The sequence below is a fragment of the Nocardia sp. CA-145437 genome (assembly GCF_050956485.1).
Lineage (GTDB): Bacteria > Actinomycetota > Actinomycetes > Mycobacteriales > Mycobacteriaceae > Nocardia.
The window spans coordinates 37,558-55,965 of sequence record NZ_CP191204.1; the positions used below are offsets into that span (position 1 = coordinate 37,558).

Sequence of the window (18,408 nt, forward strand, 5' to 3'; positions counted from 1 at the left end):
CGCATTAGTCAGGAGTTCGTAAATGGGTGACGCACAAGGCTTCCTGAAGCACACTTCCCGGGAACTGCCCAAGCGCCGTCCGGTTCCGCTGCGACTGCTGGACTGGAAAGAGGTCTACGAGGAGAAGTTCTCCCACGAGACCCTGCAGAAGCAGGCCAGCCGCTGCATGGACTGCGGTATCCCCTTCTGTCACAACGGCTGTCCGCTCGGGAACCTGATTCCCGAGTGGAACGACCTGGTGTACAAGGGCGCGTGGAAGGAGTCGTTCGATCGGCTGCACGCGACCAACAACTTCCCGGAGTTCACCGGCCGCCTGTGCCCGGCTCCGTGTGAGGCGTCCTGCGTCCTGGGCATCAACCAGGATCCGGTGACCATCAAGCAGGTCGAGGTCGAGATCATCGAGAACGGTTTCGACGAGGGCTGGGTCACCCCGGTCTACCCGACCCGTCTCACCGGCAAGCGCATCGCGGTCGTCGGCTCCGGCCCCGCGGGCCTGGCCGCCGCCCAGCAGCTGACCCGGGCCGGTCACACCGTGACCGTGTTCGAGCGCGACGACCGCATCGGCGGCCTGCTGCGCTACGGCATCCCGGAATTCAAGATGGAGAAGCGCTTCATCGACCGCCGCGTCGCGCAGATGGAGGCCGAGGGCACCATCTTCAAGACCAGCGTGAACGTGGGCGTGGACATCACCGCCGACCAGCTGCGCAAGCAGTTCGACGCGGTCGTCCTGGCCGGTGGCGCCACCATCGCGCGTGACCTGCCGATCCCGGGTCGCGACCTGGACGGCATCCACCAGGCCATGGAGTTCCTGCCGCTCGCCAACCGCGTGCAGCTGGGCGACGAGATCACCGACGAGGACGGCCTGCCGCGCATCCACGCGCGTGGCAAGAAGGTCGTCATCATCGGTGGCGGTGACACCGGCGCGGACTGCCTGGGCACCTCGCACCGTCAGGGTGCGGAGTCGATCCACCAGTTCGAGATCATGCCGCGTCCGCCGGAGGAGCGGGCCGCCTCGACCCCGTGGCCGACCTACCCGCTGATGTACCGCGTCTCCTCGGCTCACGAGGAGGGCGGCGAGCGCGTGTTCTCCGTCAACACCGAGCGTTTCGTCGGTGCGGACGGCAAGGTCACCGGCCTGCAGGCGCACGAGGTGAAGATGGTCAACGGCCGCTTCGAGAAGGTCGACGGCACCGACTTCACCCTGGAGGCGGACCTGGTGCTGCTGGCCATGGGCTTCGTCGGCCCGCAGAAGAACGGCCTGCTCGAGGGTCTGGGCGTCGGTTACGACCAGCGCGGCAATGTCATGCGTGACAAGGACTGGGCCACCACGGTGCCCGGCGTCTTCGTCGCCGGCGACATGGGCCGCGGTCAGTCGCTGATCGTGTGGGCCATCGCCGAGGGCCGTGCCGCGGCCGCCGCGGTGGACAAGTACCTGGAGGGGGAGACGGCGCTGCCGTCCCCGATCACCCCGACCATGGTCGCCCAGCGCTGATCCGCAGCCACTGAGCGAACGCTCGAAGGTGCCCCCGGACTTCGGTTCGGGGGCACCTTTTGTCATGCCGGGACACTTTTGGTCATGCGATAAACGTATGTGAAATGTTTACTAGTCAGTAGCTTCGAGTAGTTTTCGCAAACCCTGGACAGGGGACCAGTTACACCTGTTTACTTACCCCTCGTGTGGAGTCCACCTCTCCGAGTCGTCCGCAGCGCTCGGTAAGTATGGATCGGTCCCGGAGGATCTCGGGACATCTTTGGAGGAAAAGTAATGTTCCGTAATCGCCGCGCGGCCGCAATCGCGACTTCTGGCGCAATGGTTTTCGCCGGTATGGGCATGGCCGTCATGGAAACCGGCGTCGCGTCCGCCGAAGGCACCTGCGCCATCAGCTCGCACGCCGAGAAGAAGGATGCCAGCACCGTCGGCATCACCATGACCTACGACAAGTCGGTCAACGGTGACTCGATCGGCGTCGGCACCACGGCGACCTACAAGATCGTCGTCGGCACCACCGGCATCGGCAACCCGTACGTCAACACCATCACCGACTACCCGCCGTCCGGCTTCGGCGCGCCGCTCGAGGCCAGCGTCACCGCCTACCACCTGGCCGGTGGCCAGCGCACCGAGGCGGTCACCCCCGAGCCCAACGGCGGCGGCTGGAAGGTCACCAACCCGGGCTGGTTCGTGAACTCCGGTAACCCGGTCACCTACACCATCACCTACCGGGTGCCCACCAACCTCTCCGGTGGTCAGCAGGTCACCAGCGGTGGCATCGGCGTCGCCGGCACCGTCGGCGTCAGCAACAGCCTGCCGAACCTGACCGCGTGCTTCACCGCCCGCCCGAACACCGTCGGCGAGTCCGCCCTCGGCAGCCTGAACAACAACGGCCTGGGTTCCTCGGACGGTCAGACCAGCTCGACCGGTTCGTTCTCCGACATCATCTCGGACGCGATCCGCAAGTACATCGGCAGCTGATTCCCGACCGGGCCGATTCGATCGATAGGAACACCCGTACCGATGCGCACCCGTAAGTCACCGGCACTCACCGCGATTGCGGGCCTGGCGTTCTCGCTGGCCCTCACGTTGTCGCCGGAGGCCATCGGTACGGCCACGGCCGATCCCGCGAATTCCGCGGAATCCCATCTCGTTTCGATCGATCGGCCCGGACAGCGGCAGGAAGAGTTCAAGGTCTATTCGGCCGCCATGGGTCGGGAGATCACGCTCCAGGTCCTCACCGCATTCGACAACAGCGTGCCCCGTCCGACGCTGTATCTGTTGAATGGCGCGGGCGGCGGCGAGGACGCTGCGACCTGGTATCGGCAAACCGATATTGTCAGTTTCTTCTCCGACAAGAACGTGAATGTGGTATCGCCGGTCGGCGGTAAATTCTCGTATTACACCGACTGGCAACAGGATGACCCGGCGATCGGCCGCCAGAAGTGGGAAACCTTCCTGACCGCCGAACTGCCGCCCATTATCGACAAGGCGCTCAACACCTCCGGCGCGAACGCCATCGCGGGCGTCTCCATGTCCGCGACCTCCGCGTTGAACATGGCCATCCTCGCGCCCGATCGCTACCGCGCGGTCGCCGCCTACAGCGGGTGCGCCTCCACCGCCGATGACAACAGCCGCAAGTACATTCAGATGGTCCTCGACCGCGGCGACGCCGACTCCCGCAATATGTGGGGTCCGCCCGGCGACCCGGACTGGGCCCGGCACGACGCGGTGATCAATGCCGAGAAGCTGCGCGGCAAGGCGCTGTTCATCTCCAACTCCACCGGGCTGCCCGGTCCGATGGACACCTTGGACTCGCCGTCGATCGGCGGCCGCCCGGCGACGCTGGCCAACCAGATCATCCTCGGCGGCCTGATCGAGGCCGCGACCAACGGGTGCACGCATCAGCTCGCCGACCGGCTGGGCGCGCTCGGTATCCCGGCGCAGATCGAATTCCGGCCCTCCGGAACGCATTCCTGGCGGTACTGGGAAGACGCGCTGCACCGCTCCTGGCCGATGCTCGAGGCCGCGCTTCAGGGCTGATCCGCCGGGTTGCCGGATGTTGCTGCGCCGGTGAAGGTTCGGCCGGAATCGGACGTCTTCGCCCGCTCGCCTGGCATTGCTGACTAGGCCCCTTTATGCTAGTCGGCGGTGTGTCGCTGATCTCGTCGACCAGTTTGTTTCGGTGAACTCATACGGGGCGGTTACGTGGGTTAACCCGGAGTGCACCGGAGTGTCATCCGGCGACCGCACCATGATCGGGAATACGGGACGCGTGAGATGTCCCGGCACAAGCGTGAACTGGAGCAAGGGTGCGGTTGAAGAATATTGTCGCGGCTGCGGGGGCAGCGGCGAGCGTGCTCATGTCGGGAATCGTCCTGGGCAGCGGTCCCGTTTCGGCGGACCCGGGGTGCCCGCGTCTCTACACGGTCGCCGTTCCCGGCACCTGGGAGACCGGCCACGACAAGGACCCCAAGCCCGGCATGCTGGCCACGGTGACCAATGGTCTACCCGGTGAGGTCGACTACGTGACCTACGCGGCGACCGCCTTCCCGTGGGAGGGCGACATCTACGCCGCCTCCAAGAAGGAAGCCGTCGACAACGCCCGCGGTCTGGTCCAGGCCGTGGCCGCGCGGTGCGCGGGCACCAAGATCGCCATCACCGGTTACAGCCAGGGCGCCGACGCCGCTGGCGATCTCGCCGCCGAGATCGGCACCGGCCACGGCGTAGTGCCGCCGGATCGCGTCGCCGCCGTCGCGCTGATCTCCGACCCGCGCCGTTCGCCCGCCGACGCCCAGATCGGTCCGTTCGCCCCCGGCGCGGGCGCGGGCGGGCCGCGCGCCGGCGGCTTCGGCTGGGTCAGCGACAAGGTGCGCACCGTGTGCGCCCTGGGCGACCTGTACTGCTCCACCGAGGAGACCGACTTCGTCACCCGCTTCGCGGGCTTCCTCGCCCAGGCGACCAACCCGAACAACTTCAACCCGTGGCAGACGCAGCTCGAGTTCGGGTCGATCCTCAATGACCTGATGGCCCAGGGCGGTTTCGGCACCCTGCAGGCGCAGCTGGCCGAGGGCGCCGACAGCGAGTACGCGCACCAGCTCGAGCAGTTCTACCGCAGCGGCAAGCACACCAGCTACGGCAGCTACGGCGTCGGCGGCGGCCAGACCGCGCTGACCTGGATGCACAACTGGATCGCGACCAACGCCTGATCCTCGGGTGAGAGGTCCTGCGCCCCAGGACCGCACCGCATCGAAAAGGCCGCTCCCATTCCGGGAGCGGCCTTTTCGGCTGTCTGCGGGTGATCTAGCCGAAGGAGCCGGTGGGCGGCAGCGCGGGCGCGGGGGCGGGGTCGTTGTTCCAGCCGTTGTTGTTCCAGTCGCCGTTGCGGTTCCAGTCACCGTCGTGATCGCGGTCGTGGTGATCCCGGTCGCGGTCGCGGTCCCGGTCGTGATCGTGGTCCCACGGCCCGTTGTCGTCGATCTGCTGGGCGACGACGGGGGCGGTGGTGTCGGCGGGGGTCGCCGCGTTCGCCGGGAGGGCGACGACGGCGAGCGGGATGGCGGCCAGGAACCCGGCCGCGGCCAGACGCAGGGCGAGACGACGGCGGGGCTTGTGGAGGGCGGACATCGTGGTGCCTTTCTGTCGGGATCGTGCGCCGCGGGGGGAGCGGCGCACGAGTCCCATCGAAAGGCCCGGCCCTCCGGGCTGTGTGAGATCGGGCTGGGAGTCGGCTGAGCGTCCGTCCGTCCGGTCAGGGCAGGGCGCGTTGCGCGCGCGGTAGCAGGTCCCAGACGTGCCCGTTCTCGTTGACCGTGGCGGCGGTGCGGCCGCCGGTGCGCGAGTACAGGATTCGGGTGATCGAGCAGTAGTCGATCGGGAAGGTGAGCGGCCGTGCGAGTCCCAGTACATCCTGCAGCAGCACGTTGATCACGCCGCCGTGCGCGAAGACGACCACGGTGTCGGCGGGCGCGGCGGCCGCCACGATGGCGGTGACGCTGTCACGCACCCGCGCGATGAAGGCGTCCCCGTCGATCTGCTCGGGCAGGTACCCGGCCTTGATGCGCGCGTAGGTCTCCTGGAAGTCCCGCTGCGCGTCCTCGATCGGGATGTACATCGGCAGGTCGCGATCGTATTCGGCGAGCCCGTCCACGATGTCGATGTCGAGCCCGAGCTTCTCCGCGGTGGGTCGCGCGGTCTCGCGGGCCCGCAACTGCGGGCTGCTGACCACCCGCGCGATCCGGTGCTGGGCGAGTGCGGCCGGAACCCGGCCCGCCTGTTCGATCCCGAGCGCGGTGAGATCCGGGTCGGCGTGGCCGGATTCGGCCTGGACGCGCTGCGGCTGGGCGTGGCGGACGAGGATCAACTGCACACCCCCACTCTGCCGCACCCGGCCCGCAGCGCACCCCGGGGGTGCCGGGGGTCAGCTCTTCTTGCGGCGCATCAGGTAGACGATGCCCAGGACGAGGATGACGATGCCGATGCAGCAGACGCCCAGGAAGCCCCAGAAGCTCATGCCGCGCTTGCTGCTGGAGCGGCGGGCGGCGGTGTTCTCGAGGGCGGCGTTCCAGGTATCGGGGTGCGTCCACACGTGGTGGTCCAGCAGTGTCGCCTGGGTCATGAGATCTAGGTAGTGCATGGATTCCCCAATCGGTGTGGCCGGTGGCCCTCCCGGGCCGAACTCCCAGATTAACCGGGGAGACGGCCGCGGGAATCAGGGTTTACCCGGGTCCTGCCGGGATCAGCTGCCCGCGCCGCGCGGTTTCACCAGCGGGAAGGGCAGGGTTTCGCGGATGCTGCGGCCGATCAGCAGCATGACCACCCGGTCCACGCCGACGCCGAGGCCACCGGTGGGCGGCATGGCGTGTTCGAGGGCCTGCAGGAAGTCCTCGTCGAGTTCCATGGCCTCCGGGTCGCCGCCGGCGGCGAGCATGGACTGTTCGGTGAGGCGGCGGCGCTGTTCCACCGGATCGGTCAATTCGCTGTAGGCGGTGGCCAATTCGACGCCCCAGGCGACCAGGTCCCAGCGTTCGGTGACACCGGCGATGTGCCGGTGCGCGCGGGTGAGCGGGGACACGGAGGTGGGGAAGTCGATGTAGAAGGTGGGGTTCTGGGTGGTGGACTCCACCAGGTGCTCGTACATCTCGAGTACGAGTTGACCGGCGTCCCAGCCCAATTGGAACGGGACGCCCGCCTTCTCGCACAGCAGCCGCAGCCGTTCGGCGTCGGTGTCGGGGGTGATGGTCTCGCCGAGCGCCTCGGACACGGCGCCGTGCACGGTCTTGACGGTCCAGTCGCCGGAGATGTCGACCTCGGTGAGCGCGCCGTCGGGTCCGGGCCGCAGCGCCACCATTCTGCCGTTGGCGGCGACCGCGGCGGCCTGGATGAGCTGACGGCAGGCGTGCATCATGCGTTCGTAATCGCTGTGCGCCTCATAGGCTTCCAGGATGGTGAACTCGGGGTTGTGGCTGTAGTCGACGCCCTCGTTGCGGAAGACGCGGCCCAGTTCGAACACCTTCTCCATGCCGCCCACGCACAGTCGCTTGAGGTACAGCTCGGGTGCGATGCGCAGGTACAGGTCCAGGTCGTAGGCGTTGATGTGGGTGGTGAAGGGCAGCGCGTTGGCGCCGCCGTGCACCTGCTGCAGTACCGGGGTCTCGACCTCGAGGAAGCCCCAGCCGTGCAGGCTGTCCCGCAGGGACCGCACCACCGCGCTGCGCTTGGCCATCACCTCGCGGATGTCGGTGTTGATGGCCATGTCGACGTAGCGCTGCCGCACCCGGGCTTCCGGATCGGAGAGGCCCTTCCACTTGTCGGGCAGCGGGTGCAGGCATTTGCCGATCATCCGCCAGTCCTGCGCGAGCAGGGACAGTTCGCCGCGGCGGCTGCGGCCCAGCTGGCCGCTCACCTCGATCAGGTCGCCCAGGTCGAAGAACTCGGTGAACGATTCGCTGCGGTCAGCGCCCACCCGGCCGCGGTCGATGAGCAGCTGGATGTCGCCGGACCAGTCGCGCAGCACGGCGAAGATGACGCCGCCGTAGTCGCGAATCCGCAAGAGCCGCCCGCAGACTCGCACCGTGGTGCCCTGCGGGCAGCCGCGGGCCGCGGCCACGGTGTGGGTGGGCGGATAGGCGACCGGGTAGGCCTCGATGCCGGAGTTCTGGAGCTTGGCCAGCTTGTCCATCCGCACCCGCACCTGTTCGGGGCGGCGCTGGCCGTTCTCCTCGAGTTCCTCGGGCGGCAGGTCGGGCGGGCTGCCGTCGGCGTGCAGGCCGGTGACCTCGTCGGGCACCGAGGGTCGCAGACCGGTGTGGGCGGAGGCGTCGTGTTCGCGGCCGAAGCGGGGCAGGAAGCCCTCGGCGAGCGCGCTGGCGGTGGCGACCCGCAGCAGGTGGCGGCGTTCCTCGAACATGGAGAACCGCGGCACCCATTCGGGCTGGTACTTCACATTGGAGCGGTAGAGCGCCTCGAGCTGGTACCAGCGCGAGAAGAACATGAGCACGCCGCGCCACAGCCGCAGCACCGGTCCGGCGCCGATCCGGCTGCCTTCCTCGAAGACCGCGCGGAAGACCGCGAAGTTCAGCGAGATCCGGGTGATGCCGTACTGGTCGGAGGTGAGGGCGAGCCGCGAGATCATCAGTTCCATCAGCCCGTTGGGGCCGGTGCGGTCGCGGCGCATGAGGTCGAGGGAGACACCGGTGCGGCCCCACGGCACGAACGACAGCATGCCGAGCACCTGCCCGTTCGGCGCGACCGCCTCGGCGAGCAGGCAGTCGCCGTCGAGCGGGTCGCCGAGCCGGTCCAGCGCCATGGAGAAGCCGCGTTCGGTCTCGGTGTCGCGCCATTCGTTGGCGCGTCGCATGACGTCCTGCATCTCCTCGGGGGAGATCTCCTTGTGGCGGCGCACCCGCACCGTGATGCCTTGTTTGGCGAGACGATTGGCGGCCTGCCGGACCGGCTTCATATCGGGTCCGGCCAGGGAGAAGGTGCGGGTCTCGAGGATGGCCTCGTCGCCCAGGCGCAGCGCGGACAGTCCGGCCCGCCGGTAGGCGGTGGCGCCGAGCTCGCTGGCGCCCATCACCGCGGGGGCCCAGCCGTACTGGTCGGCGAGCCGGAGCCAGGCGTCGATGGCGTGCGACCACGCCTCCTTCGGCCCGATCGGGTCGCCGGAGGCCAGGCAGACGCCGAGTTCCACGCGATAGGTGATGGCGGCCTTGCCACTGGGCGCGAACACCACGGCCTTGTCGCGGCGGGTGGCGAAGTAGCCGAGCGAGTCCTCGACGTCGGAGCGTTCGATGAGCCCGCGCAGCGCGGATTCGTCGAGTCCGGTGAGCGCGTTGGAGGAGCGCTGCGACCGGAACAGGGTGATCACCGCGGCCAGCAGCGCGATGGCGCCGAACAGGCCGAGCAGCAGGTTCACCGGATGCGGCGGATGCCCGTCGAAGTCCTCGTTGGAGACCAGGATGGTGGCGGTCACCCGCGACACCGCCCACAGCGCGCGCTCGGTGTGGTCGGGCAGGCTGCCGGGGAACAGTTCGACCAGGCCCCATCCGGCGAGGCTGCCCAGGGCCAGCCCGCCCGCGAGCACGCCCAGCGCCCGCCACACCGCGCCCTGCTGCACGTGGGTGTAGAACTCCGACCAGGACGCGATCAGGACGCCGATCACCGCGAGATGGATGATCAACGCCACCAGGGCGTTGATGTCGCCCTCGGAGGCGAAGTCGAGGGCGTTGGCGAGCGCGAAGGCCGCCATGTAGCCGACCAGCAGCCACCAGGCGATGCGTTTGCGGCTGGCGGTCGCGCCCGCCAGCAGGCCGATGACCAGGGCCCACACCAGCGAGGTGTCGGGCGCGTCGAAGTAGTAGGTGTCGACGAAGTGACGCAGGTGCGTGGTCAGGTAGCGCAGCCCGGGCGAGATGCTCCAGGCGAAGCAGAGGACCGAGAAGATGCCGAGCGCGGTGCCCGCGACGTGCGGCAGCTCCCGCAACCGGCCGTGTCCGCGGTGTGGCACCTCCGGGGACCGCGGCTCCGGTCTGTGGTCGGAGTCGGGGTGCGGCCGGTCCTGCGTGGAAGTCACCGCACCAGTGTGAATGTTGCCGGTACCCATGTGCACTCAGAACCCGGTTCGTGTCTCGTCGCCGCGGTGCGGCCGGTGGATACCGCCGCGGTGCGGCCGGTGGATACCGCCGCGGTGCGGCCGGTGGATACCGCCGCGTGGCGGCCGGTGGATACCGCCGCGTGGCGGCCGGTGGTGAGGGCGCCGTTTGGTCTCGCGGCGGCCGCGGGTGAGGATGTACCCCATGTCGGATCCATTCGATGTCCCGATCGAGGACGAGGTCATTCGACTCGGCCAGTTCCTGAAGCTGGCGAACCTCATCGATTCGGGTTCGGAAGCCAAGACGGTTATCGCCCAGGGCCTGGTACGTGTCAACGACGAGGTGGAGCTGCGCCGCGGGCGGCAGCTACACGCCGGGGATGTGGTGGCGTTGGCCGGGCACAAGGCTCGGGTCACCAGCGGCTGAAGGCACACGGGTTCCCATTGTCGGGGGTTCCGGGCTTCAGCCGCTGAGAGCTTCCCGAGAGTCGGCCTAGTCTTCGCTGCGAACCACGACGCCGTCATGATCGCTGTAGAGCATGTCGCCGGGGACGAAGCTGACGCCGCCGAATTCGACGGTGACGTCCTTCGCGGCGTTGCCCTCCTTCTGGGTGCTCTTGCGCGGGTTGGTGCCGAGCGCCTTGATGCCGATGGGCATGGTGCGCAGCACGGCGGAGTCCCGGACCGCGCCGTTGATGACGACGCCGGCCCAGCCGTTGTCCACGCCGCGGCCCGCGATGATGTCGCCGACCAGGGCGGTGTGGATGCTGCCGCCGCCGTCGACGACCAGCACGCGGCCTTCGCCGGGTTCGCCGAGGGTCTGCTTGACCAGCAGGTTGTCCTGGAAGGTCTTGATGGTCACGATGCGGCCGGCGAAGGTCTCGCGGCCACCGAACTGAATGAACTGGGTGTCGCAGCTTCGGATCTCGGGGCCGATCTCGTCGGCTAGGTCGGCGGTTGCCACTACGTTCGTTGATTCGGTCACGAGAACTATCTTGTCAGGGCGAATATCCGCAAGTCACGGGCGGTGCGATTGCGGTAGGCGGTGTACGCCTCGGTGGTCTCCTCGAAGCGTTCGAAGATCACTCGCCGGCGGTCCTCGTCGGTGACCAGGGCGGCGGTGACGGGCAGATGCTGCCCGGCGATCGCGACCTCGGCGGCCGGGTTGGCGAGCAGGTTCGCGGTCCAGGCGGGGTGGTGGGCCTGGCCGAAGTTGGAGCCGATCACGTACAGGGTGTCGCCGTCGTGCACGTAGAGCAGCGGGGTGGTGCGGGGTGCGCCGGATTTGCGGCCGACGGTGGTGAGCAGGATGACGGGCGCGCCGATCGGGCCCAGGACGGTGTATTTGCCGTCGCTGCGTTCGAGCACCCTGCGATCGAGCGGGGTCAGCTTGCGGATGACCAGTGATCCGAGCTTGGTGGCGGCGAACGGGCTGGCCAGCCGGGACAGCAGGTTGGTACGGGAACCCCAGATCCGTTCCGGGAACTGCTCACTCATACCGCGACAATAGTGCTCCGCGACCGGCCGTGCGGGGGCTCCGGTCGGCCGCCTCGGGACCGTGGTGATGCGCTCCGCGCTCGCTCGGCGATCTATCTACAGGAATGAATCAACCGCTCAGTCGGATTCTCGGGCGCATACTGGCGACAACCCGGTGAATCCAGGTCGGGGGAGGCATGAACGTGGAACCGGCGATCGACTCCGATGGCGTCGACGAGATCCGTTCTCTGCTGGCGTCTACCGTCGGCCGATTCCAGGCCGCCTGGGAGGCCGCCGGCGCCCCGCCGAACCTGGTCGAATTCCTGCCGCGCGCACCGCAACTGCGGCGCGTCGCGCTGATCGAACTGATCAAGGTGGACCTCGAATACCGCTGGATCCGCTACGACTTCCCCAAACGCCTGGCCGAATACCGCGGCGAGTTCGACGAATTGCGTTCCGGCCCACTGCCCCCGGACCTGGCCTACGAGGAGTTCCACGCGCTCGAGCGCTCCGGCATCGCCCTCGACATCAGCTGCTACCCGACCGAGGCCGCCCCCACCGAATGGGCCGAGCACGACTACCGCAGCACCCTGATCGCCCGCCCGCAGGCCCAGCACGCGCTGGAGGGCATCGAGGTCGGCGACCGGATCGATGATTTCGATCTGCTGGTGGAGTTGGGCGCGGGCGCCTTCGCCCGGGTGTTCCTGGCCCGGCAGCGATCCATGCAACGCCTGGTGGCGGTGAAGATCTCGCAGAATCACGGCACCGAGTCCGAGACCCTGGCCCAGCTCGACCACGAGCACATCGTGCGCGTCTTCGATCAGCGGCTGCTCGCCGACCGGGAACTGAAACTGCTGTACATGCAGTACCTTCCGGGCGGCACGCTGTCGAAGGTGCTGGCGCTGGTGCGTTCCCGGGAACCAGCCGAACGGAACGGCGGCATCCTGCTGGAGGCCGTCAACGCCGCCATGCGCGACAAGGGCGGCCTGGTGCCGGGCGAATCCGTCACGCGCGCCGAGCACGCGGCGCGGACCTGGCCGGAAACCGTTGCGTGGCTGGGCGCCCGGCTGGCCCGTGCGCTGGATTACTCGTCCGCCAACGGCGTTCTGCACCGGGACATCAAGCCCGCCAACGTGCTGCTCACCGCGGACGGCAGTCCGAAGCTGGCGGACTTCAACATCAGTTTCAGCACGCACGTGGCGGGCGCGAGTCCGCTGGCGTACTTCGGCGGCTCCCTCGCCTACATGTCCCCGGAACAGTTGGCCGCCTGCCATCCGCACCTGCCGGAGACGGCCGAGGCGCTCGACGGGCGCAGCGATGTCTACGCCCTCGGGGTGGTGTTGTGGGAACTGCTCACCGGCCACCGTCCCTTCGACGACGAGACCCGCGCGGGTGATTCGGAGTCCTCGCTCGAGCGCATGCTGCGGCTGCGCTCCCACGAGGTCGATCCGGTCCACCTCGAGGCGCTGCCGCCGGACTGCCCGGCGACCCTTCGCCGGGTGTTGTTGAAATGCCTGTCCCCCGACCGCGAGAACCGCTGGGCGGACGGCGCGGCCCTGGCCCAGCAGCTGGAGCTGTGCCTGGACGAGCGGGCCCGCGATCTGGTGGATCCGCCCGAGCACAGCTGGCGGGCCCGGGTAGGGCCGTGGTCGCTGCTGGCCTTGATCACGGTGGCCAGCCTGGTCGGCGACGTGCTCGGCATGGCGTACGCGAATCTGCACAACCATCCGCTGTGGGCGCTCTGGTTCACGCCCGAGGAGCGGGCGCGGTTGCAGGTGGTCGGCAACGGGCTGGTGTTGATCTCGACGCCCGCGGCCATCGCGGTCACCAACTATCTGTGCCGCCGGGCCTTCATCGTGTGGCGTGGTCTGCGCCGGGGCCGCACCTACGATTCCGCGGACCTGTCGCTGGCCCGCCGGGACACGTTGAAGAACGGTGACCGGGTGGCGTTGCTGGCCTTCGCGTGGTGGGTGCTGGCGGCCGTGGTGTCGGCGGTGTCGCTGGCCGTCCTCACCGACCTGTCGCCGGGCCGGATCGCGAATCTGGTGGCGACGCTGCTGGTTTCGGGTGCGATCGCGGTCGCCTACCCGTTCTTCGTGGTGACCTTCTTCATCGTGCGCTGCTTCTATCCGCGGCTGCTCACCCACGGCGAGACGGCCGAGGATCGGGACGCGCTGCGCGCGCTGGGCCGCCGCTGCACCCGCTATCTGGCGGTGGCCGTGGCGATTCCGCTGGTCGGGGTGATCGCCAGCCTGATGTTCCTCGACGCCGGGGAGGTGGCGCTGGTGCTGGTCCCGATCTACGGCCTCTGCGTGGCGGGCGTGCTCGGCTTCCTCGGCGACTACTGGCTGTTCCGCCAGACCGAGGCCGACCTGCTGGCCTTCGAGCGAGCGGTCAGCTGAAGTAGATCCACCCGAAGACCAGCATCCACATGGCGCCCACCGCGAGCCCCGCGATCGCGAACCCGCGGTCGTCGCGGCGTTCGGGTTCGACGGTGAGCGCGACCAGGCCCAGTACCACCGCCGGAACCGCGGTGAATCCGCACAGGAATCCGAACACCCCGAGCACGAACGCGGCGATCCCCATCCCCTTCGACCGCGCGGGCGGCGGCGTATAAGGCGCGTAATACGCGGGATACCGCATCGGCGTGACCGGCTGCCACGGTAATCCGCTCATCACCCGGTCGATTTCCCCGCAGGTCCGCGCATTGAGCGCGTGCCCGATGCGTTCGGACAATTCCTCGACCGTGATCCGCCCGGCCTGAAAACTCTGTTTCAGCGCCTCGATCGCGTGTTCCCGATCGGCATCACTCGCCAGGAATTGCGGTGCCGCCCATTGAGGTTCCATCTGGTTCTCCATCGAACCCGAAGCCGACTATCACTGCCTTCGAGCGTATTCCTCGCGGCCATCGGGGGGCTCGAATCGAGACCGGGGACACAGGGTCAGGCGCGGCCGTGGCGCTGCTCGTAGGCGTTGCGGTCGGCGGCCTCGCGGGCGCGGCGGTCGGCGTCGGCCAGGGCGGGGTCCAGGCCGTTCTTGATGAGCCGGTTGCGGCGGAAGACGTAGGTGAGGGCCGCGGTGAAGTAGATGAGCGGCAGGTACAGCAGGGCCATCATGGCCAGGCCCATCCACAGTGGGCCGGGGATGAGCAGGAACAGGCACAGCACCGGGATGATCGGGATCAGGATGCGCAGCAGGTAGCGGCGGGTGGCGCCGGGGCCGGTGAGGTCGCGCAGCACCCAGTCCCGCATGGACGGCGGGAGGGGCCGGCCGCAGATGTAGCCGAGGCGCTGCAGCGGGCTGGGGGTGGTGCGTTCGGGCATGCGCCCAGGATCCCTCAGCGGGCGCGTGGCGGACAACCGCGGGGGGTCGGCGGCTCTGACGACCCGTGGACTGGATCAGGCGTTGGTGCGGTCCGGCTCGGCGCCGGTGCGCTCGGCGTGGAAGGCCGAGACCTGGCTGACCAGATTGCCGGTGGAGCTCTTCACCGCGAGCTTCACGAAGGGCTCGATGGTCTTGCCGAGAATCTTGCCCGCCAGGCCGCCGGGGACCCGGTAGTCGACGATGGCGTCGATGGTGCAGGATTCGGCGCCCTTGTCGTGGAACAGGAAGGTGGATTCGATTTCGAAGCCCTTGATGGATTTCACCGCGATGGCGTAGCCGGGCTCATGCCGGACGATCTTGATGGTGGAGTGCAGCGCGATCGGCCCGAGCTGAATGGTGCCGTCGAAGGTGGCGTCCACGCCCTCGATCTGTTCGGTCAGCGGGGTGAAGGCGCTGATCTCATTGATGAATTTCGGCAGGTGCCGGTAATCGTTGACATAGGCGAAGGCGGATTCGGCCGAGGCAGCGCAATCCGCGACGATCTTGACTTCTGTCATGGGCGCAACTGTAACGTGTTCTAGTTTTCGTCGCAGAGGTTGTGATGCGTGCCATCTATCACGCGGTCACTGCCAGCGTCGCGGCCAACCCGAAGACTAGCGCCATCACCAGCACTTCCACAATCGCGCGCCGCAGCGACTGCTCGGCCGTCATCCGGTGATCGGCGGCCTTCGGCACCCAGCCGCGCCGCCACCACCAGCCCAGCCCGATCAGCACCGCCACCAGCAGCGTCTTCGCCAGCAGGATCCGCCCGTACCCGCTGGTCGCCAGGGGAGTCACGCCGCCGATCCGCACCAGTCCGTTCACCACTCCGGTGACGGCCACCGTGACCACCAACGGCAGCGCCCACGTCGAGTACTTCGGCAGCAGCGCCGCCCATTCGCCGCGGGTGCGCACGGTCAGCGCCAGCGCGAGCAGCAGCCCGAACCAGGCCGCCGCGGCCAGCGCGTGCACCGCCGCCAGCACCGACCCGAACGTCTGCTGCGACATGTGCCCGGTGATCGGCCGCAGCGCGAGCGTCACGGCGGTGAAGACCAGCACCAGATCGGCGGTGGCCCGATCCGGCCGCCGGAAACCGAAGGCGCTGTAGGCCGCCACCACCCCGGTCCCGATCAGCAACGCGATCCCGATCTGCCCGCCGCTCACATGTGCGAGATAGTCGCCGAACTCGGTACCGCTCAGCAGGCGCGCCCGAATCCCTTGCACCTCCGCGGCTTCCAGCACCAGCATGGCGAATTCCATGGCCGCCCACGCGGCGGCGGCCACGGTGAGCGCCCGCCAGTGCGGGGTCAACCGGTCCGAGAGCCGTGGCAGCGTCGCCAGCCCCAGCACGGTCGCTCCCGCGCAGTCCGCGAGCACCCGGACCGGGGCCTCGGCCTGCACCGGATCCTCGGCGGCCAGCGCCCAGGCCAGCCCGGTCCCGGCCAGGGCGGCCGGAATGACCAGCAGCAGTAGCCATCTCGGTGAGCTGCCACCGCCGGTCGTCCCGCGCTCCCGGCGACGATCGATGCGGCCGGGCCGGTTCACGAGCGCCGCTTGCCCCGTCCGCCGAACAGGGCGAAGGCCAGGCCGCCGCCGAACAGCGCCACCGCGCACACGATGAAGATCCACAGCGGCACGCCACCGTCGGAGCCGCCCGACTTGGCGCCCGAGTCCGACTTCGGGCCCGGAGTTCCGTTGCCCGCCTTGGTGAGCGTGAACGACCGGGTACCGCTGACCGGGTGGCCGTCGGCGGAGGTGACCCGGTAGGCGATCTTGTACTCGCCCACCGGACCCAGCTCGCCGACCTCGACGCTGAGCGTCGCGCCGTCCACCTTCGGCTGGCCCTTCGACCACAGATTGCCGTCCGGCCCGGTGACCGTCATGGACGGGTAGGCGGGCTGCAGGCTCTCGTTGAAGGTGACGCTGACCGTCGCGGGGGAGGTGTCGATCTGCGCGCCGTTCTCCGGGGTGGAACCCACCACGGCCGAATGCGCGCCCGCCACACCACCGCCGAGCAGCGCGAACAGGGCGACCAGGAGACCGGTGATCAGACCGGCGACCTTGCGGCTCATGACCGCCGTCCCCGGATGACGCTGCCCAGGCCGAGCGCCGCGCCCAGCGCGCCGAGCGCGAGACCGACGCCGCCGAGCCAGCGGGCGGTGTCGTCGGTGGCCTTCTCACCCTTGTCCGAGTCGGCCGCGGCGGGCGCGTCGTCGTCGTGGCCGGTGCTCTTGGCGAGCGTGAGGGTGGGGGCCGGGTGCTCGGGCTCGGTGCCGTCGGCGTTCGCGGGCTGGTTCCAGTCCACGACCTTGCCGTCGCTGTAGGTCTGGCTCGCGTTGAAGCTGACCTTCGCCTGCTCGGGCAGCGGCCCGAGGGAGACCGCGAAGCGCTGGAACTGGCCCGGCGCCACACCCGGATTGCCGGGGTCCGCGGTCCAGGTGACGGACACGGCCTGACCCTGCGCGTTCTTCTCGACCTTGGAGGTCCAGCCGGCGATCGGTTCGGTGCGCGCACTCTTCAGATTCGGCAGCGTCACCGAAACCTTGGTGGTGGAAGCGGTATCGGACTCGGTCGGCACCCGGAAGGTCGCGACCGTGTAGCCCTTCTGGGTAGCGCCGGGAGCGTCGACCACCACGTGCGCGGCGGCGATGCCCGCGCCGGACAGCAGCAGCCCCGCGGCGGCCGCCGACGTGATCAAGGCACGCGAAAGAGAGGAGTTCATGAGTGTATTGCCTTCTCTGACAATGGTTACGGGAAGTTAGGGAGCGGGGTTACACCGTGACCGGGGGCGCGCGCGGTCCGGCCGCGCCCAGTGCGAGAAGAGCTTTCGAAGCAGGGGAGTGGTGCGCCGGGCGCAGCCGGGCGACCCGAGCGGGCCGGCCGGACGGGCGGGTGAGCGCGATCCGCACGGCCCGCGAGATCACCTCGTAGAGCCGCTCGGCGACCAGGATCCCGAACGCGCAGACCAGGCCCGCGACCGCGTGCGCGAACACCATCGGCCCGTGCGCGGTGAATTCCATTGCCCGCGCGGCGTGCCCGTGCTGCACCAGGCCGCTCAGCGCGACGTGGCAGACGGGCTGGCCCGCCAGCATGAGCAGCGGCAGCGCGGCGGGCGGGCGCAGCACGGCGGCGATCGCGCCGAGCGCGGCCGCCGCCAGCATCAGCAGCATCAGCCCGGAGGTGCCGGGGTAGCCGCCGCCCGCGAACCCGTGCGCGCCGACCGCCAGGGCGGCCATGGCCACCCCGGCCGATCCGCCGCGCACCGAGCTCATGGGTGACTCAGCGCACGCCGAGCCGGGTGAGCACGTCGGCCTCGATGCCGGAGAGCTCGTTGGAGATCGAGGCGTGCACCGCGCGGCGCCGCGGCACCGGCATCTGGGCGGCGGTGCGCACGGCCGCGGACAGGCTGTCGAGCCGGTCGCGGCTGGCGGCCACGAACTTCTTGGTCTCGGTGTCGGTGTGCTTGGCCTCGATCTCGGCCAGCGTCGACTCCACGCCCGCGATCCGGGCCTGCAGCTTGGCGCCCGGCCCGGCGAACTCGCCGAGCTGGTCCAGGCCGACGCCGAGCTGCTGGGCGCGGCGGGTGTCGAGTTGCGCGCGCACGAAGGTGGCGCCGCGGTAGGCGAGCGGCGCCAGCACCGGCACCAGGATCCGGGCCACGCCCAGGTACTTGCGGATCGAGGCCGCGCTGAACGGGTCCCGCTCGGCGCGGGCGGCCACCTTCTCGGCGGCCTTCTCCTCGGCCTGCAGCTTCGCGATCTCGGCCTTGGCGACCTGCTGCTGCGTGCGCGCCTCGGCACGGTTGCGCTTGCGCTCGTTGCGCGCCCCGAGCTTGGCCTCCATGCCGGCCTTGTGCTTGAGGGCTTTCGCCTCGGCTCGGCGGCTGACCCGCTTCTTGCGCTTGGTGAACAACCCCATTGATGGCCTCCGTCATGCTGGTTCGCCATGGCAGTACAGGGCCGGGGGAAATGCCTGTCCGCCCATGAAA

20 protein-coding genes are annotated in these 18,408 nt (G+C 69.1%); 6 read left to right on the top strand and 14 right to left on the bottom strand.

Annotated features, from left to right (window positions below):
- Positions 1–22 precede the first annotated feature (22 nt).
- The 4 genes from ACQPYY_RS00165 to ACQPYY_RS00180 all read left to right on the top strand — a co-directional run bounded on the left by ACQPYY_RS00165 (position 23) and on the right by ACQPYY_RS00180 (position 4,698).
- Entirely contained in the window at positions 23–1,492 is a 1,470-nt protein-coding gene (locus tag ACQPYY_RS00165) for a glutamate synthase subunit beta (RefSeq protein WP_433592359.1), read from the top strand.
- A 318-nt stretch (positions 1,493–1,810) separates the two neighbouring features.
- Positions 1,811–2,470 (top strand): hypothetical protein, encoded by a 660-nt coding sequence (locus ACQPYY_RS00170; RefSeq protein WP_357274979.1) that lies wholly within the window; start codon positions 1,811–1,813, stop codon positions 2,468–2,470.
- A gap of 42 nt (positions 2,471–2,512) precedes the next feature.
- Entirely contained in the window at positions 2,513–3,532 is a 1,020-nt protein-coding gene (locus ACQPYY_RS00175; protein ID WP_357274981.1) for an alpha/beta hydrolase, read from the top strand.
- Positions 3,533–3,852: 320 nt separating this feature from the next.
- Positions 3,853–4,698 (top strand): cutinase family protein, encoded by an 846-nt coding sequence (locus ACQPYY_RS00180; RefSeq protein ID WP_379103755.1) that lies wholly within the window; start codon positions 3,853–3,855, stop codon positions 4,696–4,698.
- A 94-nt stretch (positions 4,699–4,792) separates the two neighbouring features.
- Here the strand turns inward: ACQPYY_RS00180 and ACQPYY_RS00185 are convergent, their stop codons facing one another.
- From ACQPYY_RS00185 to lysX, 4 genes are all read right to left on the bottom strand, one after another.
- Positions 4,793–5,116 carry a hypothetical protein gene (locus tag ACQPYY_RS00185; RefSeq protein WP_433592360.1) on the bottom strand — a complete coding sequence of 108 codons (324 nt, stop codon included), beginning with the start codon at positions 5,114–5,116 and terminating at the stop codon, positions 4,793–4,795.
- A 124-nt stretch (positions 5,117–5,240) separates the two neighbouring features.
- The gene (locus ACQPYY_RS00190; protein ID WP_433592361.1) at positions 5,241–5,858 is read right to left on the bottom strand and encodes a histidine phosphatase family protein; all 618 of its coding nucleotides are present in this window, start codon (positions 5,856–5,858) and stop codon (positions 5,241–5,243) included.
- Positions 5,859–5,909: 51 nt separating this feature from the next.
- Complete coding sequence (locus tag ACQPYY_RS00195) at positions 5,910–6,107, bottom strand: hypothetical protein (RefSeq protein ID WP_357274987.1); 198 nt, start codon at positions 6,105–6,107, stop codon at positions 5,910–5,912.
- A gap of 120 nt (positions 6,108–6,227) precedes the next feature.
- A complete protein-coding gene (gene lysX, locus ACQPYY_RS00200) occupies positions 6,228–9,593 on the bottom strand; it encodes a bifunctional lysylphosphatidylglycerol synthetase/lysine--tRNA ligase LysX (protein ID WP_433592362.1) in 3,366 nt (1,121 codons plus the stop codon).
- A gap of 193 nt (positions 9,594–9,786) precedes the next feature.
- Between lysX and ACQPYY_RS00205 the strand changes: the two genes are divergently transcribed.
- Entirely contained in the window at positions 9,787–10,008 is a 222-nt protein-coding gene (locus ACQPYY_RS00205) for an RNA-binding S4 domain-containing protein (protein ID WP_357088410.1), read from the top strand.
- Between the two features lie 66 nt (positions 10,009–10,074).
- Here the strand turns inward: ACQPYY_RS00205 and rraA are convergent, their stop codons facing one another.
- The gene (gene rraA, locus ACQPYY_RS00210; RefSeq protein ID WP_433592363.1) at positions 10,075–10,566 is read right to left on the bottom strand and encodes a ribonuclease E activity regulator RraA; all 492 of its coding nucleotides are present in this window, start codon (positions 10,564–10,566) and stop codon (positions 10,075–10,077) included.
- Positions 10,567–10,571: 5 nt separating this feature from the next.
- Entirely contained in the window at positions 10,572–11,078 is a 507-nt protein-coding gene (locus ACQPYY_RS00215; RefSeq protein ID WP_433592364.1) for a nitroreductase/quinone reductase family protein, read from the bottom strand.
- A 176-nt stretch (positions 11,079–11,254) separates the two neighbouring features.
- On the opposite strand from ACQPYY_RS00215, the gene ACQPYY_RS00220 reads away from it, so the two are divergent.
- Positions 11,255–13,459 (top strand): serine/threonine-protein kinase, encoded by a 2,205-nt coding sequence (locus ACQPYY_RS00220; protein ID WP_433592365.1) that lies wholly within the window; start codon positions 11,255–11,257, stop codon positions 13,457–13,459.
- On the opposite strand, the gene ACQPYY_RS00225 is transcribed toward ACQPYY_RS00220, so the two are convergent.
- From ACQPYY_RS00225 to ACQPYY_RS00260, 8 genes are all read right to left on the bottom strand, one after another.
- Positions 13,452–13,904 carry a DUF1707 and DUF4190 domain-containing protein gene (locus ACQPYY_RS00225; protein WP_379103076.1) on the bottom strand — a complete coding sequence of 151 codons (453 nt, stop codon included), beginning with the start codon at positions 13,902–13,904 and terminating at the stop codon, positions 13,452–13,454. The two genes, ACQPYY_RS00220 and ACQPYY_RS00225, sit on opposite strands and share 8 nt — an antisense overlap.
- 95 nt (positions 13,905–13,999) lie before the next feature.
- Complete coding sequence (locus ACQPYY_RS00230; protein ID WP_357275002.1) at positions 14,000–14,380, bottom strand: DUF5313 family protein; 381 nt, start codon at positions 14,378–14,380, stop codon at positions 14,000–14,002.
- 75 nt (positions 14,381–14,455) lie between these two features.
- The gene (locus tag ACQPYY_RS00235) at positions 14,456–14,938 is read right to left on the bottom strand and encodes an SRPBCC family protein (RefSeq protein WP_433592366.1); all 483 of its coding nucleotides are present in this window, start codon (positions 14,936–14,938) and stop codon (positions 14,456–14,458) included.
- 58 nt (positions 14,939–14,996) lie between these two features.
- The gene (locus ACQPYY_RS00240) at positions 14,997–15,965 is read right to left on the bottom strand and encodes a copper resistance D family protein (protein ID WP_433592367.1); all 969 of its coding nucleotides are present in this window, start codon (positions 15,963–15,965) and stop codon (positions 14,997–14,999) included.
- Complete coding sequence (locus tag ACQPYY_RS00245) at positions 15,962–16,492, bottom strand: copper resistance CopC family protein (protein ID WP_379103082.1); 531 nt, start codon at positions 16,490–16,492, stop codon at positions 15,962–15,964. The genes ACQPYY_RS00240 and ACQPYY_RS00245 overlap by 4 nt, the downstream gene beginning before the upstream one ends.
- A complete protein-coding gene (locus ACQPYY_RS00250; protein WP_379103084.1) occupies positions 16,489–17,142 on the bottom strand; it encodes a YcnI family copper-binding membrane protein in 654 nt (217 codons plus the stop codon). Before ACQPYY_RS00250 ends, ACQPYY_RS00245 begins: the two co-directional genes overlap by 4 nt.
- Before the next feature lie 49 nt (positions 17,143–17,191).
- Positions 17,192–17,692, bottom strand: a complete 501-nt coding sequence (locus ACQPYY_RS00255) for a hypothetical protein (protein ID WP_379103086.1) — start codon at positions 17,690–17,692, stop codon at positions 17,192–17,194.
- 7 nt (positions 17,693–17,699) lie between these two features.
- On the bottom strand, positions 17,700–18,338 hold the full coding sequence (locus ACQPYY_RS00260) for a DUF6474 family protein (protein ID WP_433592368.1): 639 nt from the start codon (positions 18,336–18,338) through the stop codon (positions 17,700–17,702).
- Between the last annotated feature and the right edge of the window lie 70 nt (positions 18,339–18,408).

Excerpts from the sequence above, each read along its gene's own strand:
- ACQPYY_RS00165 (WP_433592359.1), top strand. The coding sequence starts at position 23 with ATGGGTGACGCACAAGGCTTCCTGAAGCACACTTCCCGGGAACTGCCC.
- ACQPYY_RS00170 (WP_357274979.1), top strand. The coding sequence starts at position 1,811 with ATGGTTTTCGCCGGTATGGGCATGGCCGTCATGGAAACCGGCGTCGCG.
- ACQPYY_RS00175 (WP_357274981.1), top strand. The coding sequence starts at position 2,513 with ATGCGCACCCGTAAGTCACCGGCACTCACCGCGATTGCGGGCCTGGCG.
- ACQPYY_RS00180 (WP_379103755.1), top strand. The coding sequence starts at position 3,853 with ATGTCGGGAATCGTCCTGGGCAGCGGTCCCGTTTCGGCGGACCCGGGG.
- ACQPYY_RS00185 (WP_433592360.1), bottom strand. The coding sequence starts at position 5,116 with ATGTCCGCCCTCCACAAGCCCCGCCGTCGTCTCGCCCTGCGTCTGGCC.
- ACQPYY_RS00195 (WP_357274987.1), bottom strand. The coding sequence starts at position 6,107 with ATGACCCAGGCGACACTGCTGGACCACCACGTGTGGACGCACCCCGAT.
- lysX (WP_433592362.1), bottom strand. The coding sequence starts at position 9,593 with ATGGGTACCGGCAACATTCACACTGGTGCGGTGACTTCCACGCAGGAC.
- ACQPYY_RS00205 (WP_357088410.1), top strand. The coding sequence starts at position 9,787 with ATGTCGGATCCATTCGATGTCCCGATCGAGGACGAGGTCATTCGACTC.
- ACQPYY_RS00215 (WP_433592364.1), bottom strand. The coding sequence starts at position 11,078 with ATGAGTGAGCAGTTCCCGGAACGGATCTGGGGTTCCCGTACCAACCTG.
- ACQPYY_RS00220 (WP_433592365.1), top strand. The coding sequence starts at position 11,255 with ATGAACGTGGAACCGGCGATCGACTCCGATGGCGTCGACGAGATCCGT.
- ACQPYY_RS00225 (WP_379103076.1), bottom strand. The coding sequence starts at position 13,904 with ATGGAACCTCAATGGGCGGCACCGCAATTCCTGGCGAGTGATGCCGAT.
- ACQPYY_RS00230 (WP_357275002.1), bottom strand. The coding sequence starts at position 14,380 with ATGCCCGAACGCACCACCCCCAGCCCGCTGCAGCGCCTCGGCTACATC.
- ACQPYY_RS00235 (WP_433592366.1), bottom strand. The coding sequence starts at position 14,938 with ATGACAGAAGTCAAGATCGTCGCGGATTGCGCTGCCTCGGCCGAATCC.
- ACQPYY_RS00245 (WP_379103082.1), bottom strand. The coding sequence starts at position 16,492 with ATGAGCCGCAAGGTCGCCGGTCTGATCACCGGTCTCCTGGTCGCCCTG.
- ACQPYY_RS00250 (WP_379103084.1), bottom strand. The coding sequence starts at position 17,142 with ATGAACTCCTCTCTTTCGCGTGCCTTGATCACGTCGGCGGCCGCCGCG.
- ACQPYY_RS00255 (WP_379103086.1), bottom strand. The coding sequence starts at position 17,692 with ATGAGCTCGGTGCGCGGCGGATCGGCCGGGGTGGCCATGGCCGCCCTG.
- ACQPYY_RS00260 (WP_433592368.1), bottom strand. The coding sequence starts at position 18,338 with ATGGGGTTGTTCACCAAGCGCAAGAAGCGGGTCAGCCGCCGAGCCGAG.